The following is a 17,368-nucleotide window of genomic DNA, read 5'->3' on the forward strand; positions in this document are numbered from 1 at the left end:
ATTCTTTTGCCCCGGACCGCCCTTCGGCGACGATAAGCTAGCCCTTTGGTGCGCCCAGAATTTTCAGATTGTGGCAACCGACACCGAGTCCGTTTTTTGCAAAAGGAATGACCATGGAACAACGGCGTTCTCCAGGCCATGACCAGTGGTTTTACGAAAGCCAGACCCGCCCGCAGCATAGCGCCGCCGCGCCGCTAGTGCCCGAGGCTGCTTATCTCGACGATCGTTTTCTGCTGGGTTTGCAGCAAGAAGCCAGTGCGTTACAGCCGCTGTTGCTGCGTTTTCAGCCGGCGCTGCTGGCAGCGCGCGATCTGAGCCAAATCCTGTTTCCCGATTCATTAACCCCCAGCCTGACCCATACGCTGACGTTGTACGATCGCCTCAGCACCGCGCTGACCGTGGCGCAGGTCGCCGGGGTGCAACGGTTGTGCAATCATTATGCGGCACGTTTGAATCCGCTGCCCGGCCCTGATTCATCGCGTGAAAGCAATAACCGGCTGACGCAAATCACCCAATATGCACGCCAGCTGGCGATGCAACCGGCATTGATTACCGCCAACAGCATCAGCGCACTGGACGCCGTTGGACTGACCGAACCGGATATTGTCACCCTGAATCAGTTAGTGGGGTTTGTCAGCTATCAGGCGCGCGTGGTGGCCGCCTTGCAGGCGATCATGGGCCTGCCGGTGCGTTGGATCCCTGGCGTATCACCGCCACCCGATGCCGATGCGGCGCTGTTTCAACCGTCTCCGGTCTGGCAGCATGCGTTAAAACCGGTAGAACTGCGTTACGCCAGCGCAGAACAACTGGCAGCCATCACCTTTTGTCAGGGGATGGAAGGTCTGGAAGACGCGGTTTGGCTGCTGGTGCATGACGCCCAGGCGCTGTATGGCTGGGCAACGTTACAGCAGCGACTCAACGATCATTTTGCGCAAGATGAAGCATTGGTGCAGGCGGTGAGCGCACGCATCCTCGGCTGCCAGCGCCAGTTCGACCGCTTCGCGGGTAGCGCACGACAGACGCTGCTCAGGGAGGTTGCCGGTGACAATCCACTGGTGACGGTGAGCGCCCAGCTGACCCGTTTACCTGAAAGGTTCAGTGCTGCCCATCTGCAACCGCTGTTGAACGCGGGCTGGAGCGCAGAGCGAATATTTACCCTGCTTCAGGCGGTAGCACTGGCAAACTGGCAGGACCGCCTGTCGATGGCGTTGGGCGAAACGCGTTAATCGGGCAAATGCCCGCGTGCCTCATCGAAGAAGTGCTGAGCCAGCGGCGTCGCCCTGCCCGGCTCAGCAATCACCAACGCCGCCTGCCGTCCCATTGGGGCGATCGCAATCGGGCGGCGTTGCAGGTTTTGCAGCATTTCCGGCAACAGATGCCCGCACGGTGACACCATCACCCCCAATCCAACCTGTGCGCTTTGCAATAGCTGCATAATTGACGCGCTTTCGACGATCACCCGAGGCAGCAACTCCCGCGCTCGCAACTGGCTGTCGAGATAACGTCGGAAATAGCGAGTTGGCTCCGCGAGACATAAAGGCTGACTGGCAAGCAGCGGCAGATCCAGCGTCTGATGTTCCAGCAACGCCGGAAAAAATTCCGGGTTGAACACCGCCTCCACACCACTGTCCTTCAGCAGCGCGGTCTGAAAATGCAGCTCGCGCAGGGCATTGAGTTCAAAAAAACCAATCCCGCCATCAACGGTATGGCTGTTGAGCGCATCCAGCAGTTGATCGGCGCTCATGGCTGACACCCGGTAGTCAAGCTGCGGATAGCGGGCTTCCACCGCCTTCAACAACGCAGGTAACGCCACGCTGCACTGCGGCATCACGCCGAGACGCAGGGTGCCATTCACGCCGTGTTTTAGCGATTCCACTTCCAGCTTCAGTCCCTGATAGACGGAAACTATCTCGCGCGCCCACGCCAGCACCCGTTCCCCTTCTGGGGTGAAGCCATCAAAATTGTTGCTACGATTGATCAGCGATAACCCCAGCTCGCGCTCGAGGTTTTTCAGGCGCATCGACAGCGTGGGCTGGCTGACAAAGCTCGCCTCCGCCGCGCGGCCAAAATGGCGCTCGCGCTCAAGATTGCAAAGATAGATTAACTGTTTGATATCCATACTTTTTTCACAAGGGTTATCGTGCCACCTGGCGGGCGCGATGCAGGGCGGTCAGTGACATCATCGTCAACATCAGGCCAATCATTAATAACAATTTAAAGCTAATGGCTTTTAACAGCACGATACCCACTACCCCGCCACCGAGGAACGCCAACACCGTGAACAGATGCAGCTTCAGCCGTTCAATGTACAACGGGGCATCCTTGGGGGATTCTTTGCGCCGCAGCACATCCAGCAGCATCGCCAACTCGATACCGATGTCGGTAGAGGTACCGGAAACGTGGGTGGTTCTGACGCGCGCGTTTGAAATCCGCGTCACCACCGCATTCTGCAATCCCAACAAAAAACTCAGGCTGAAGATCAGTTGCACGCCAGAATCGTTATTGGGAAACCAACTCTCCAGCACGCCGAGCACCAGCAAGGCAATGCCCTCAATAAAGATATTAATGGCATAGATGCCACGAATTTCACGCCGCCGCCCGGCATTGATAATCAGGGTCGAGACGGAGGAACCGGCGATAAACAGCAGGATAATCACCAGGAAAAACAGGCCGATGTGGAGATCAACTTTTGCCAGGTGATCCGACAACAGCGAGACGTTGCCGGTCATATTGGCGGAGAAAAAACCTACGGTTTCAAACGCCGCGGTGTTCAGTGCCCCGGCCACCGCCGCCAGAGTACAAGCGAGGCGGCGGTCGGTATTGTAAGTTCTGGAACTTTCAGTGCTTAACAGCATGGTATATCCCTGACTACCATCAATTTGGCTATCATCCTGCCAGCGCTGAATATTCTCAAGCGCTTTCCGGTCAGGCGACACCCAACGCACTTTTCACCTCATTGGCAATCTTTTCCACCTGGGGACCGTAAATCACCTGCACGTCATGCTCGCTGACTCGATTGACGCCATTGGCACCGGTGGTCATCAGTGTCTGGTCCACCACTTCATTCATCTGTTTGACGCGCACGCGCAACCGGGTAAAGCAGCAATCAACGTCCTCGATATTGGCTTCACCACCCAACCCGCTGATGATGACCCGGGTACGTTCATCGGCTGCCACCTGTACGGGTTTGTGTTCATCGTCAGATTCACGTCCCGGTGTTTCCACCCCCATACGGGTGATGACAAAGCGGAATCCGTAGTAGTAAATCGGTACGTAAATCACCCCCAATACCAGCGTCCACCACCAATGGGTTTTGCTGCCGCCGAGAATGCCAAACACCACTAAATCGATGGCACCACCCTGCACATTACCAATCATCAGATGCAGCATCGACATCAGCATAAACGACAACCCCATCAGCAGCGCGTGCAGGATATACAGCACCGGCGAGACGAAGATAAAGCAGAATTCCAACGGTTCGGTGATGCCGGTGGTAAAGGAGGTCAGCGCACCGGCCAGCATCAGCGCTTTGACGCGCTGCTTATGCTCCGGGCGGGCGGTGTGGTAGATCGCCAACGCCGCCGCAGGCAAACCGAACATCATCACCGGAATTTTGCCCTGCGCCAGAAACTGCGTCGCGGTGCGCACGGTAGCATCCGGGATCGCGCCGGGATTAGTCAGCGAGGTGTTGAAAATGTTTAGCGCACCGACAATGGTTTGCCCATCAACCGTCGCCATGCCGCCAATTGGGGTGAAACGGACGGTTTCATTGAGGATATGGTGCAATCCGGTCGGGATCAGTAACCGTTCGCAGGCACCCAGTAAAAACGCACCGTACTGGCCGCTTTTCCCAATCATCTGCCCCACCCATGCAATGGCGGCACCGATGGTCGGCCAAATCAACGCCAGCAACACCCCGATCAACGGCAACACCACGATGGTGACAATCGGTACAAAGCGTCGTCCGCCAAAAAAGCTAATGGCGGTGGGGAGTTGCTGAGTATAGAAGCGATTGTGCAGCGCCACGGTGGTAAGCCCCGCAATCACCCCTCCCAGCACACTCATGTTGTAGGTGAAAATGCCCAGCATCTCGATATATTCCGCTGAGGTCATCATCGCGGTGGTCTGATCCATCCCCGCCTGTTGTAGCGCCTGCGGCGTGGTGGTGGCGGCTGTCAGCCCTTTGGCCGCCAGCGTGGTGCTGATACCGACATTCATGGCGATATAGCCAATCACGGCGGCAAAGGCGGCGGTGGGCTTCTCTGCTGTTGCCAGTCCAATCGCACTGGCAACAGCAAAGAACACCGGAAGGTTGGCGAACAACGCGCCCGCCACTTTACGGATAAAACCAATGATCAACTGCGGCACCTGCATCTGTACGAAGGCGTCACCGGTGATCGCCGGATTCTGCATGGCGGCGGCAAGTCCGAGGAAGATCCCGGCAGCGGCAATCACCGAGATGGGCATCATCAAGGCTTTACCGAAAGCGTGAATTTGGCTGGCCAAAGGCTTCATGGTTCAGTTCCTTGCAATAATTGAAAGTACAATTATTAGCCAGTTATCGACATCGCACGTAACCGCACCGCGTTGGCGATCCGCCAAAGTTTGAACTGGCTCACGCTTCTGTCCGTTTTACGCGATAAACGCCACCTATCGCACCATTAAGTCAATCAATTAGACAACTTTTGCTGTCAGTCGCAAACTTCTTGCCAACAGTCGTCATATCCTGATAACAACTCCTAAACAATAAGCCTGCATCTACTATGAAATTTAAACGTAAAATTCAGCCCTACCGCGCTGCTGCTGGTGGATGGGGCTCTTTGGAAGCGACCACCCGTTTTGTCCTTGACAGTAAAGCTGCCCTGAAAAATATGCGTAACCTGTTGCGCATGAATAAGGCGCGCGGCTTTGATTGCCCCGGCTGCGCGTGGGGCGATGACAACAAAAGTACTTTTAGTTTCTGTGAGAACGGTGCCAAAGCGGTCACCTGGGAAGCAACCCGCCGTGTGGTTGAGCCGGCGTTCTTTGCCCAGCACAGCGTCAGCACGCTGTATCAACAAAGTGATTATTTCCTCGAATATCAGGGCCGTCTGACCCACCCGTTACGTTACAACCGCGAAACCGACCATTATGAGCCAATCAGCTGGGACGACGCTTTCGCGCTGGTTGCCAGCCATTTACAGGCGATGGACAATCCCGACCAGATGGAGCTGTATACCTCCGGTCGCGCCAGTAACGAGGCGTCCTGGCTGTATCAATTGTTTGGTCGCCTGATGGGTACCAACAACTTCCCCGACTGCTCCAACATGTGCCACGAAGCCAGTGGCTCCGGCCTGAAACGTAGTATCGGCGTGGGTAAAGGCACCATTCGTCTCGACGATTTTGATCATGCAGATGCGATTTTCGTCTTTGGTCAGAATCCGGGGACTAACCACCCGCGTATGTTGCACAGCCTGCGTCATGCCGCCGACCACGGCGCACGCATCGTCACCTTTAATACCCTGCGTGAGCGTGGTCTGGAGCGTTTTGCCGATCCACAAAAACCGCTGGAAGTGGTGACCTCGATGGCCGGCACCATTAGCTCTGCCTATTACCAGCCGAATCTCGGCGGTGATATGGCTGCGATACGCGGCATGGTGAAAACGCTACTGGAAACCCATCGCGCGCTGATTGCCGCCGGGGAAAAAGGTCTGTTTGACGAAACCTTTATCAACGCCGCCACGCAGGGCGTGGAAGCTTACCTGGCAGCGGTGGATAACACTCGCTGGGAAGATATTGTGCGTCAGTCCGGTCTGAGCGAAGCGCAGATCCGCGAAGCCGCCGCCATTTACCAAAGTGCTGACCGGGTGATCTGTACCTGGGCGATGGGCATCACCCAGCACAAGCATTCGGTGGATACGGTGCGTGAAATTGTTAACCTGCAACTGCTGTTTGGTCAGCTCGGCAAAAAAGGCGCGGGCCTGTGTCCGGTTCGTGGCCACAGTAACGTGCAGGGCAACCGTACCATGGGCATTGACGAGAAGCCGAGTAAACCCTTCCTCGATGCGTTAGGTCAGCATTTTGATTTTGAACCACCGCGTGAGCACGGCCACAACACCGTTGAGGCACTGAACGCCATGCTGCGTGATGAAGTGAAGGTGTTGATCGCGCTGGGTGGTAACCTGGCAGCCGCCGCACCGGACTCGCCGCTGACGGAAGAAGCGCTGCAACGTTGTGGTCTGACGGTGCATATCAGCACCAAGCTCAACCGCAGCCATCTGGTGCCGGGCCATGAGGGCTTGATTCTGCCGACGCTGGGCCGCACCGAGCGCGATCGTCAGGCAACCGGTAACCAGTTCATCACCGTCGAAGACTCCTTCAGCATGGTGCACGCTTCTGAGGGCGTAGGCATTCCGTTGGCGGATACCCAACGTTCTGAAACCGCGATTGTCGCCGGTATCGCCCATGCCACTCTCGGCAGCGATAAAGTGGACTGGCTGGCGCTGGCCGGGGATTACAATCTGATCCGCGATCATATTGCCGCCACCATCCCTGGCTTTGCCGACTTCAACACCAAATGCGACATCCCGGGGGGGTTCTACCTCGGTAACGCCGCCGCAGAATTGCGTTTCAACACCCCGTCGCAGAAGGCGGAGTTCAGCAATGCCGCCCTGCCCAGCTCGTTGTTCCCGCAGTTGGGCGACGTGGAGGTGCCGTTTACGCTGCAAACCCTGCGTTCACATGACCAATACAACACCACCATTTACGGCCTCGATGACCGTTATCGTGGCGTCTACGGCCAGCGTGAAGTGGTGTTTATTCACCCGGATGATATGCAGGCACTGGGCTTCACTGAAGGCCAACTGGTGGATATTGAAACCCTGTGGAACGACGGTTTGACCCGTCGCGTCAGCGGTTTTAAATTGGTGCCCTACAATATTCCGCGTGGCAACCTGGCGGCGTATTACCCCGAAACCAACCCACTTGTCCCGCTTTCCAGCTACGGTGACGGCAGCGGCACACCGACCTCAAAATCGGTGCCGGTCAAACTGGCGTTAACTGCCGCCGTACCCACCCAACGTATTGCCTGATCTGAAGGTTATCAGAAGGTAAAAAAGCCGCGTTAAGCGGCTTTTTACCCTGTTTTGGCCTTGCCGCGCGGGCATGATTCGCGTAAAACTGTCAGCCGCTCTTAGGCCACGAAACTAAATAAATTATGTTCCAGGATAACCCGCTGCTCGCGCAGCTGAAAGAGAAGCTCCACGCGCAGACGCCGCGCGCCGAAGGCGTGGTGAAAGGCACGGAAAAAGGTTTTGGCTTTCTGGAGGTTGATGCTCAGAAAAGCTACTTCATTCCACCGCCGCAAATGAAGAAAGTGATGCACGGCGACCGCATTGTTGCTGTGATCCACACCGATAAAGATCGCGAAAGTGCCGAGCCGGAAAGCCTGGTTGAGCCATTCCTGACGCGTTTTGTCGGCCGCGTACAGAAGAAAGATGATCGCCTGTCTATCGTGCCGGATCATCCGCTGCTGAAAGATGCTATCCAGTGCCGTGCTGCCCGTGGCGTGACCCACGATTTCCAGGCCGGTGACTGGGCCGTGGCTGAAATGCGTCGCCATCCTCTGAAAGGCGATCGTGGCTTTTATGCCGAACTGACCGAATTTATTACCACTGCGGATGACCATCTGGCACCGTGGTGGGTCACGCTGTCGCGCCACAACCTGGAGCGAGAAGCGCCGGAAGTCGGTTTTGGTGAGATGATTGATGAGCATCTGACGCGTGAAGACCTGACCGCGCTCGACTTCGTCACCATCGACAGCGCCAGCACCGAAGATATGGACGATGCGCTGTACGCAGAAGAGACTGCCGAAGGCAACCTGCTGCTGACTATCGCCATTGCCGATCCTACCGCTTATGTGCCGGAAGGCAGCGAACTGGACAAACTGGCCGCGAAACGCGCCTTCACTAACTATCTGCCGGGCTTCAACATCCCGATGCTGCCGCGTGAACTGTCTGATGACGTTTGCTCGCTGCGCCCGAATGTACGCCGTCCGGCGCTGGCGTGCCGCGTTACCGTGTTGAAAGACGGTAGCCTGGCCGACGATATCCATTTCTTTGCCGCCTGGATCGAGTCCAAAGCTAAGCTGGTCTATGACGAAGTATCAGACTGGCTGGAAAACAACGGTAGCTGGCAGCCCGCCAGTGATACCATTGCCCAACAGATTCGTCTGCTGCATCGTCTGTGTCTGGCTCGCGGCGACTGGCGTCAAACTCACGCCCTGGTGTTCAAAGACCGTCCGGATTACCGCTTTGTCCTGGGTGAAAAAGGTGAAGTGCTGGATATCATTGCCGAGCCTCGCCGCATCGCGAACCGTATCGTAGAAGAAGCGATGATCCTCGCGAACGTCTGTGCCGCCCGCGTGCTGCAACAGAAGCTGGGCTTCGGTATCTATAACGTGCATACCGGTTTCGACCTCGCCAACGCCGAACAGGCAGCAGGCGTGTTGGCCGGACACGGTATCACCGTTGATGCGCAGGCCATCACTACGCTGGACGGTTTCCGTCAACTGCGCCGTGAGCTGGATGCCCAGCCGACCCAGTATCTCGACAGCCGTATCCGTCGTTTCCAGGCCTTTGCTGAAATCAGCACCGAGCCAGGCCCGCACTTTGGCCTTGGTCTTGAAGCTTACGCCACCTGGACCTCACCCATCCGTAAGTTCGGCGATATGATTAACCATCGCCTGCTGAAAGCCATTATTCGCGGTGAAGCGATCAATCGCCCGCAGGATGATGTGACCGTGACCATGAGCGAACGTCGCCGCCTGAACCGCATGGCCGAGCGCGATGTCGGTGACTGGTTGTACGCACGTTTCCTCGCGCCGTTTGCCGGTGGCGATCGCAAGTTCAGCGCAGAAATCATCGACGTTTCCCGTGGTGGTATGCGTGTGCGTCTGCTGGAGAATGGCGCGGTGGCCTTTATCCCTGCCCCGTTCATCCACGCGGTGCGTGATGAGCTGGTGTGTTCCCAGGAAAACGGCACCGTGCAGATCAAAGGTGAAGTCGTTTATCGCGTCACCGATGTGATCGACGTGACCATCGCCGAAGTGCGTATGGAAACCCGCAGCGTAGTGGCGCGTCCTGCCAGTTAAGTTCTGACATCACCCGTAGCGGTGCGATTTATCGCGCAGGTTTTAAAAAGCGCGCGATAAATCGCGCCGCTACGGATTCCTGCTTTTAAGTAATTGTTAAATTTGCTCCTCGCTTCACACTTCTTCATCGATTCGCTGTCGCTTACATTCCATTACATTATTTTTAACTTGTTGTATTCGATCGTTTATTTTTCCCGGTCCCTACAAGGAGTTAACTCATGAACAACGTCAAAACCGGATTGATCTGGTTAGCGGTGGCGTTAATTGGTGCGGCGTCGTTCGCCATGCTGGCGCTAAGCCGTGGTGAACACGTCAATGCCGTCTGGCTGGTGATTGCCGCCGTGGCGTGCTACAGCATCGCTTATCGCTTTTACAGCCTGTTTATTGCCCGCCGCATTTTCGAACTGGACGATCGCCGCCGTACGCCGGCGGAGCGCTTTAACGATGGTCTGGATTACGTGCCTACCAACAAGTGGGTGCTGTTCGGCCACCACTTTGCCGCCATTGCCGGTGCTGGTCCGCTGGTCGGCCCGATCCTCGCGGCACAAATGGGTTTCCTGCCAGGCACCATCTGGATTCTGGTCGGTGTGATGCTGGCTGGCGCAGTACAGGATTTCCTCGTGCTGTTTATCTCCACCCGCCGCGATGGGCGTTCGCTGGGTGAAATGGCGCGCCAGGAACTCGGCAGTTTTGCCGGGGTGATCACCATGCTTGGCGCACTCGGGGTGATGATCATTATTCTTTCGGCCCTGGCGTTGGTGGTGGTCAAAGCGCTGGCGAACAGCCCCTGGGGGTTGTTCACCATCGCCGCGACTATCCCGATTGCGCTGTTTATGGGCGTGTATATGCGCTTTCTGCGTCCGGGAAAAATCGCTGAGGTGTCGATTATTGGTTTTGTACTGATGATGGCGGCGATTATTTTTGGCGGTGATATCGCACAACATCCCTTCTGGGGACCGTTCTTCACCCTGAAAGGCACGGAACTCACCTGGGTGCTGGTGATTTATGGTTTTGTTGCCTCATCGCTGCCGGTATGGCTGCTGCTGGCACCGCGTGACTATCTCTCTACCTTCCTGAAAATTGGCGTGATTATTGGTCTGGCGATCGGCATTTTGTTTGCCATGCCAGAACTGAAGATGCCTGCGGTGACTAAGTTTATCGATGGTACCGGCCCGGTGTTTTCCGGGGCGCTGTTCCCGTTCCTGTTTATCACCATCGCCTGTGGCGCGATTTCTGGTTTCCATGCGTTAGTCTCCAGCGGCACCACGCCGAAACTGGTGGAGCGTGAAAGCCATATTCGTTTTATTGGCTACGGCGCGATGCTGATGGAATCCTTTGTCGCCATCATGGCGCTGATTTGCGCGTCGGTGCTGGATCCGGGCGTCTACTTTGCCATGAACGCCCCGGCGGCGCTGATTGGCACCACCGTGGAAAACGCGTCGCAGGTGATTAATGGCTGGGGTTTTGTCGTCACGCCGGAAATGCTGACCACCATCGCTTCTGAAGTGGGTGAGAAGACCATCCTGTCCCGTGCGGGTGGTGCGCCAACCTTCGCCGTAGGAATGGCACATATCATTACTGAGGTGTTCAACAGCCGCGCCATGATGGCGTTCTGGTATCACTTCGCCATTCTGTTCGAAGCCTTGTTTATCCTTACCGCCGTGGACGCCGGTACGCGTGCCTGCCGTTTTATGGTGCAGGATTTGGTCGGCACCGTGGTGCCTTCACTTGCCAATAACCGTTCATGGCTCGGCAATATGGCGGGAACCACCGTGGCTGTTGCGGGTTGGGGTTTCTTTGTCTATCAGGGCGTGGTCGATCCCCTGGGCGGCATCAACACCTTGTGGCCATTGTTCGGTATTGGTAACCAGATGCTGGCGTCGATGGCGCTGATTCTCGGCACCGTGGTGCTGTTTAAGATGAAGAAACAGCGTTACGCGTGGGTGACGATTCTGCCAACTGCCTGGTTGTTTATCACCTCAATGACCGCGGGATGGCAAAAGATTTTCCATGAAAAACCGTCGATTGGTTTCCTTGCCCAGGCGAATAAGTTCCGCAAAGGTCTGGATGAGGGCGTGATTATCGCACCCGCGAAAACCGTCGCTGATATGCAAACCATCGTGTTCAGCAACCAGATTAACGCCCTGCTTTGTGGTTTCTTCATGCTGGTGGCCGTCACCATGTTGATCGCGGCGTTCTTTGTCATTCGCCGTGCCCTGCGCAGTGACGTGCCGACCGTGCATGAGGCACCGGTGTCGCTGCGTAAGGAGGTGCGTAATGTCTGAAGCGATTTTAGCCTGGCGTAAACCGGCCGGGCGCTGGCAGATAAATCAGTGTCTGCCGCTAGGCGAGCCGCCACGCAACCGCTGGCAAAAAATCTGGCGTGGTTTGCAGCAGAGCTTTCGCTTAATGGTCGGCGTACACGATTATCAAAATTATCTACAGCATATGCGTCTGCATCATCCCGAACAGCCCCCGATGAGTGAACGCGAATTTTATCGTTACTGCCTCGACGCCCGCTTTCCCAGCCAGCCAGGAAAATTGGGTAAGTGCCCGTGTTAATCCTGTTTAGCCCCAAATTTTTGGGGCTTTTTCGTGCCATTCATTTATCTAAACAAAAATATATTTGGATTGCATCTTGTGCTTACGCAAGAGGATGAATACTGTTGCTAAAATAATGAGATACCGCCTGCTGAGAACTCCCTGGAGGAAGTTTCCATGACCGATGAACAAGGGCAAACGTTGCTATACACCTTGTTTGGCACCACCAGCCCTCATTGGCGTCTGACTGCGGACAGCGATGCTTTACATTTTGCCGAAGAGGAAAATGCCCATACCAATCTGGCCGTTCCGCTAACCCCGGCACAGGCGAGTTTGTTGCGCGCCATGACCGTGATTACCTCCAGCATCAACCTGACGCTGTCGCTGCATGGCGTACCGGTGCCGATGCATTTTGTCGGTCGTAAAGTGAACCAGGCGACGTGGGCAGGCACCGCATCAGCCTGGGGAGACACCTCTTCTGTCGCACGCGATTTGACGCTGGGCCTGTCGTTTGCTGAGCAAGTGGTTTCCGAGGCCAACTCGGTGATCGTTATCCTCGACCAACGAGGTAACATTCAACGTTTTAATCGGTTAAGTGAAGAATACACTGGCCTGAAAGAACACGAAGTGATTGGCCGTAATGTGTTCCAGCTATTCATGACCAAACAGGAAGCCCAGGCCTCCCGCCGCAACATCGCCGGATTTTTTCGCGACGGCAACTCTTACGAAGTGGAACGCTGGATCAAAACCAAGAAAGGTCAGCGACTGTTTCTGTTTCGTAATAAGTTCGTTCACAGCGGCAGCGGAAAAAATGAAATTTTCCTCATCTGTTCAGGAACGGATATTACCGAGGAGCGCCGGGCCCAGGAGCGTCTGCGCGTACTGGCCAACACCGATACGGTGACGGGTTTACCCAATCGCAATGCCATCCATCAGCAAATTAGTCTGGCACTTGAGACGGCGAAAGGCACGCAAACCGGCGTGGTGTATCTCGACTTAGACAATTTCAAGAAGGTGAATGACGCCTACGGGCACATGTTCGGTGACCAGTTACTTCAGGCGGTTTCGCTGGCGATCCTTAGCTGCCTCGGCAAAGATCAAACCCTGGCACGCCTGGGCGGTGACGAGTTTGTGGTACTGGCAGAAAATACCAGCCAGGCGGCGCTGGAAGCGATGGCTTCGCGGATTCTCGAACGGCTGCGTCAGCCTTTTCGCATCGGACTGATTGAGGTTTACAGCGGCTGCTCGCTCGGTATCGCCCTTGCCCCCTTGCATGGCGAAGACCGTGAAAGCCTGATCCGCAATGCCGATACCGCCATGTATCACGCCAAAGAAAATGGCCGCGGTAAGTTTTGCGTGTTTGCCAGCGAAATGAATCAACGCGTGTTTGAGTATCTGTGGCTGGATACCAATCTGCGTAAAGCCCTGGACCAGGATCACCTGGTGGTGTATTACCAACCGAAAATCGACCGTGATGGCGAGGTGCGCAGTGCCGAAGCGCTGGTACGCTGGAATTCGCCGGAGCGTGGCCTGGTGCCACCAGGTGATTTTATTGCTTATGCGGAAGAATCCGGTCTGATTGTGCCGCTGGGGCGCTGGGTGATGCTGAATGTGTTGCAGCAGGTGATTGCGTGGCGCAAAGAAGGGATCTGGTTGCGGGTGGCAGTGAATGTTTCAGCCAAGCAGTTGATTGATCAGAGTATTTATAGCGACCTGAAGCAGGCCCTGATTGAGAGTGGCATCAAGGATTGCCCGATTGATATCGAACTGACTGAAAGCTGCCTGATCGAGAACGAAGCCGATGCACTGAAACTAATGAAACAGTTTCAGGAGCTGGGGGCACAGGTGCATCTTGACGATTTCGGGACCGGTTACTCTTCCCTGTCACAGTTGGCGCGAGTACCGATTGACGCCATCAAGCTGGACCAGAGTTTTATTCGTAATATCAATAAGCAACCGGTGGCACAGTCACTGGTGCGTGCCATTATGGCTGTGGCCAAAGCCCTGGAGTTGCAGGTGATTGCCGAGGGTATTGAAACCAAAGCCGAAGAAAAATTTGTGATGGCTAACGGCGTCGATGGGCGTCAGGGTTATTTTTACGCAAAACCAATGCCCGCAGAGCAGCTCGGGCATTGGCTGGCTAAGCATCCTGCCCGCGTTTAACGCTGAACTGCGAGATTATCCGGCTTTGCGCAAGGATGCGCTATGACGGTTTTGCAGTTGCACCAGACGTTCCATATAAGCAATGTCTTTCGGTTCCAGCGTGAAGGCATAATCCACCCAATCTTCCGTTATATCCATCAGTTCCGCCCTAGAGAGTTGCAACACGCGCTGACGTGCTTTAAGCATCGCCCGTACGCCATTCAGTTTGGGACGTAAAGTGTCGATGAAGGTGCGTGTAGTGCGATAGCTGTCACCAGGCTGGAACACTTTATCGACCAGACCACGGGTTTCATACCACTCCGCGCTGTGTGACTCCCCTTCACAAATTAACTCTTCAGCCAGCTTCATCCCCGCGCGGCGCGCCACTAACGAGTATCCGCCCATGCCGGGGAACAGGTTAAACGCAATTTCCGGGAACCCCATTCGTGCGCTGTTTTGCGCCAGAATAAAGTGGTGCGCCAGGGCGGCTTCAAATCCTCCGCCGAGAGCACTACCCTCGATCATTGCCAGCGTCACCGCGCCAGTATCAAAGCCTCGGGCGGCTGAATGGATGCAATCCACGCAGGCACGGGCGTAGGCACGCAGTGCTTCGCGCCGGTTGTTGCGAATGCATTCAACAAAGAAGCGTAAATCACCCCCGGCGTTAAACATCTGAGGAACTAACGATCCCGTCACCCAGAAATCAATCGGTAAACCGGAACGCTGCGCCGCGTAGCTCAGGTTCATGATCTCTTCGATTAACTCGTGGTTGAAACTGGGTCGAGGTTGCGCCCGCAGCATCATCCACATGGTGTGACGCCCTTCTTCATAATAGGCAGCCAGTTGAGTGGTTTGTCCGACTTCGGTGAACAGTCGGCATGTCGGTTGGTTAATCACTGTCATAGTCTCATCCTCTAGTTATGTGATGCGTTAAACGCAATATCAGCGTAATCCAGAGTGAGGCCAGACCAAATGAGAGATTGATTTATAAAGTAAATTCCAGAGATTTCCCCGACACAGGGGTCGGGGAAAGATTAGCGGGCTTACTTAATAGCGGCGCGTTGGCCCACCGCAGCATGAAAACGCTTAACGCGGCGTGAATAAAGCGCCGTAATGATCGGCACCAATACTGAAGTGACAATTACTGATGTGGCCACTAAAGCGGTGGCGGCAGGCGCAACCGGTTTAAACTGCGGCAGCATTTCGGCAATCAACACCGGTGTCGCTACCGCTGCACCAGCGGTGCTGGAGGCAGCAATACCCGCCGTACCATCGCCGCCACCAATCAAGCGATCCGCCAGGATTAACGGAATGCCGGTGATGATGATGACCGCGACGCCAAGCAAAATACCGAGCAAACCGGTTTGGGCAATTACCGCTAAATCAATGGTGTTGCCAAGGGCAAAGGCAAAGAACGGAATCAGGGTATGCACCGCCTTACCGAAAAACTCACGTAATTCAGGGTCAAGGTTGCCCAGGGCGAAGCCAACCAGGAATGGCAGAACTGCACCCACGAAGACGTGAGGTTCAAATGAGGCGATACCTGCGGTGCCAAGAATAACCATAGTCATCAGTGGTCCTGATTCGAGCGACATCAGCACAAACGCGCCCGCCTCTTCTTTCGAACCATATTGCTGCATGATTGACGCGTACAGGCCACCATTGGTCATATCCATCGCCGCCACCAGCGCCAGGGTGGATAGACCGGCGAACATGCCCACTTCAACGCCATTTTCAGGCATGACGCGCGAGGCAATCGCAGCAACCACCCAGGCAACGGCGATTTTCGTTAATACCAGGGTGCCGGATTTACGCAGCACGGTACCGGTGGCACTGAGTTTGATCGAGGCCCCCATACAGAAGAACCACACCGCCAGAATTGGCACGGTGCCGGTCATTAATCCATTGGTAAAGGAACCAAAATATTTGCCCGCGCCAGGGGAAAAGGTATGGCAAAGCGCGCCGAGAAACAGCGGGATCAACATCATGCCGCCAGGAATTTTATCGATTGCACGTTTAATATGCATTTGAGTATCACCTGTACTAAGCCAGAGGGAGGTGCGTTATTTGTTGCCGTCAGGCATTACGGGCAAGATACCGGCTCACCACAGACAAAAAAGTGATCGCAAATATATTTATGAAACGTTGTTTTATTTTTATTGGATTATCATTTTATTTTTTGATCAGCGTCGCCATACCAGTTGGTTGAAGGCAACAAAAAAGGCGCCAGATGGCGCCTGAAAGAGCTGCGCGATCAAGCGCGCCTGTTTATCACTTCTGCCCATACCAGGCGTTTTTGCCGTGTTTGCGCAGGTAATGCAGATCAAGCAACGTTTGCGAAATCGGTGGGAGTGCCTGGTGTAGTTGCTCGGTATGCAATGCCATATATGCGACCTCCTCCAGCACCACCGCGCTGTGCACTGCCGCATCCGCATCTTTCCCCCAGGCAAAAGGGCCGTGCGAATTCACCAGCACCGCCGGAATCGCGGTGGGCGATATTTCGCGCTTAGCGAAGGTTTCGATAATCACCTGTCCGGTATTCCACTCATATTCCTGCTCGATTTCTTCACGCTGCATAGCCCGTGTGCAAGGAATGGTGCCGTAAAAATCATCCGCATGAGTGGTGCCCCAGGCGAGAATATCCCGCCCTGCCTGCGCCCAGATGGCAGCATGACGTGAATGGGTATGGACTATGCCGCCAATATCTGGCCAGGCGAGGTACAGCGCGCGATGGGTGGCAGTGTCAGATGAGGGGCGCATCTTACCCTCCACCACCTTCCCGCTTTCCAGCTCCACCACCACCATATCGTCACGTTTCATATCAACGTACTTCACCCCGGAAGGTTTGATCACCAGCAGACCGCTTTCACGATCGAGGGCACTGACATTGCCCCAGGTAAAGGTCACCAGGTTATAACGTGGCAGATCCAGATTGGCTTCCAGCACCTGTTGTTTCAGCGCTTCCAGCATGTTTTTTCTCCCGTTAGATGTGATGGAGAAATTGTGCAAAGCCTGGCGCAAAAGCGTTATGGAGGGAATCGCTGTAAAAGCTGCGGAAAGTGGCTGAGGGCGTAAAAATGTGGCGTGAATTCGGAGTTTTCCATCTTCGGAAAAATCCCGTAATGATTAGACTGTCTCCAGCCAACCACGGGACGATTTTATTGCCCGGTGATGCGGCTATCACACTGTTTTTGCATGCGGGCTGCGGATTGCAGGCTCAGGGATGAGAACCGTTATGAAACCACAGGGTGAAATGATTGCAGGAAACAACACCTATACTTAAAAGGTTGTCCCTGTATGTACAATCAAGGAGAAGTTTATGACAACAACAATGAAACGTCTGACCGCCGCCGTGCTGGCTACCACCCTGGTTATTGCCCTGAGCGGTTGTTCAAACTGGTCCAAGCGTGACCGCAATACCGCGATTGGTGCGGGTGCGGGTGCAATTGGCGGTTCTATTCTGACTAACGGAAGCGCATTGGGCACCATTGGTGGTGCTGCTGTTGGTGGCATTATCGGCCATCAGGTTCATTAATTCCGACTACATAACAAAAG

At 55.2% G+C, this 17,368-nt stretch carries 13 protein-coding genes; 7 read left to right on the forward strand and 6 right to left on the reverse strand.

Annotated features, from left to right (window positions below; all coding sequences use genetic code 11):
* Positions 1-113: 113 nt before the first annotated feature.
* Positions 114-1,226: a CMD domain-containing protein gene (locus AC6I8N_RS11010; protein ID WP_497829053.1), complete on the forward strand. Its 1,113-nt coding sequence runs from the start codon at positions 114-116 to the stop codon at positions 1,224-1,226.
* Here the strand turns inward: AC6I8N_RS11010 and AC6I8N_RS11015 are convergent.
* The 3 genes from AC6I8N_RS11015 to AC6I8N_RS11025 all read right to left on the reverse strand — a co-directional run bounded on the left by AC6I8N_RS11015 (position 1,223) and on the right by AC6I8N_RS11025 (position 4,515).
* On the reverse strand, positions 1,223-2,119 hold the full coding sequence (locus AC6I8N_RS11015; RefSeq protein ID WP_208723502.1) for a LysR family transcriptional regulator: 897 nt from the start codon (positions 2,117-2,119) through the stop codon (positions 1,223-1,225). The two genes, AC6I8N_RS11010 and AC6I8N_RS11015, sit on opposite strands and share 4 nt — an antisense overlap.
* Positions 2,120-2,135: 16 nt before the next feature.
* Complete coding sequence (locus AC6I8N_RS11020; RefSeq protein ID WP_036625134.1) at positions 2,136-2,855, reverse strand: YoaK family protein; 720 nt, start codon at positions 2,853-2,855, stop codon at positions 2,136-2,138.
* A 70-nt stretch (positions 2,856-2,925) separates the two neighbouring features.
* Complete coding sequence (locus AC6I8N_RS11025; RefSeq protein WP_497829054.1) at positions 2,926-4,515, reverse strand: PTS transporter subunit EIIC; 1,590 nt, start codon at positions 4,513-4,515, stop codon at positions 2,926-2,928.
* Between the two features lie 248 nt (positions 4,516-4,763).
* Between AC6I8N_RS11025 and AC6I8N_RS11030 the strand changes: the two genes are divergently transcribed.
* From AC6I8N_RS11030 to pdeR, 5 genes are all read left to right on the forward strand, one after another.
* On the forward strand, positions 4,764-7,070 hold the full coding sequence (locus tag AC6I8N_RS11030) for an FdhF/YdeP family oxidoreductase (RefSeq protein WP_208723504.1): 2,307 nt from the start codon (positions 4,764-4,766) through the stop codon (positions 7,068-7,070).
* A 125-nt stretch (positions 7,071-7,195) separates the two neighbouring features.
* On the forward strand, positions 7,196-9,130 hold the full coding sequence (locus tag AC6I8N_RS11035; protein ID WP_497829055.1) for an exoribonuclease II: 1,935 nt from the start codon (positions 7,196-7,198) through the stop codon (positions 9,128-9,130).
* 218 nt (positions 9,131-9,348) lie between these two features.
* Complete coding sequence (locus tag AC6I8N_RS11040; RefSeq protein ID WP_497829056.1) at positions 9,349-11,415, forward strand: carbon starvation CstA family protein; 2,067 nt, start codon at positions 9,349-9,351, stop codon at positions 11,413-11,415.
* Positions 11,408-11,692, forward strand: coding sequence for a YbdD/YjiX family protein (locus tag AC6I8N_RS11045; RefSeq protein ID WP_497829057.1), 285 nt, complete (start codon positions 11,408-11,410; stop codon positions 11,690-11,692). The genes AC6I8N_RS11040 and AC6I8N_RS11045 overlap by 8 nt, the downstream gene beginning before the upstream one ends.
* Before the next feature lie 156 nt (positions 11,693-11,848).
* Positions 11,849-13,834, forward strand: a complete 1,986-nt coding sequence (gene pdeR, locus AC6I8N_RS11050; protein ID WP_497829058.1) for a cyclic di-GMP phosphodiesterase — start codon at positions 11,849-11,851, stop codon at positions 13,832-13,834.
* A gap of 15 nt (positions 13,835-13,849) precedes the next feature.
* Here pdeR and AC6I8N_RS11055 read toward each other — a convergent pair whose 3' ends face one another.
* The 3 genes from AC6I8N_RS11055 to araD form a co-directional block, all read right to left on the reverse strand.
* Positions 13,850-14,716 carry a crotonase/enoyl-CoA hydratase family protein gene (locus AC6I8N_RS11055; RefSeq protein WP_021183107.1) on the reverse strand — a complete coding sequence of 289 codons (867 nt, stop codon included), beginning with the start codon at positions 14,714-14,716 and terminating at the stop codon, positions 13,850-13,852.
* Between the two features lie 140 nt (positions 14,717-14,856).
* Entirely contained in the window at positions 14,857-15,840 is a 984-nt protein-coding gene (gene kdgT, locus AC6I8N_RS11060) for a 2-keto-3-deoxygluconate transporter (protein ID WP_021183106.1), read from the reverse strand.
* Positions 15,841-16,084: 244 nt separating this feature from the next.
* Complete coding sequence (araD, locus tag AC6I8N_RS11065) at positions 16,085-16,783, reverse strand: L-ribulose-5-phosphate 4-epimerase (protein WP_208723509.1); 699 nt, start codon at positions 16,781-16,783, stop codon at positions 16,085-16,087.
* 349 nt (positions 16,784-17,132) lie between these two features.
* Between araD and osmB the strand changes: the two genes are divergently transcribed.
* Positions 17,133-17,348, forward strand: a complete 216-nt coding sequence (gene osmB, locus AC6I8N_RS11070) for an osmotically-inducible lipoprotein OsmB (RefSeq protein WP_013509236.1) — start codon at positions 17,133-17,135, stop codon at positions 17,346-17,348.
* The last annotated feature ends 20 nt before the right edge of the window (positions 17,349-17,368 follow it).

Source organism: Pantoea sp. X-Soil-TKNS-1279, assembly GCF_059730565.1.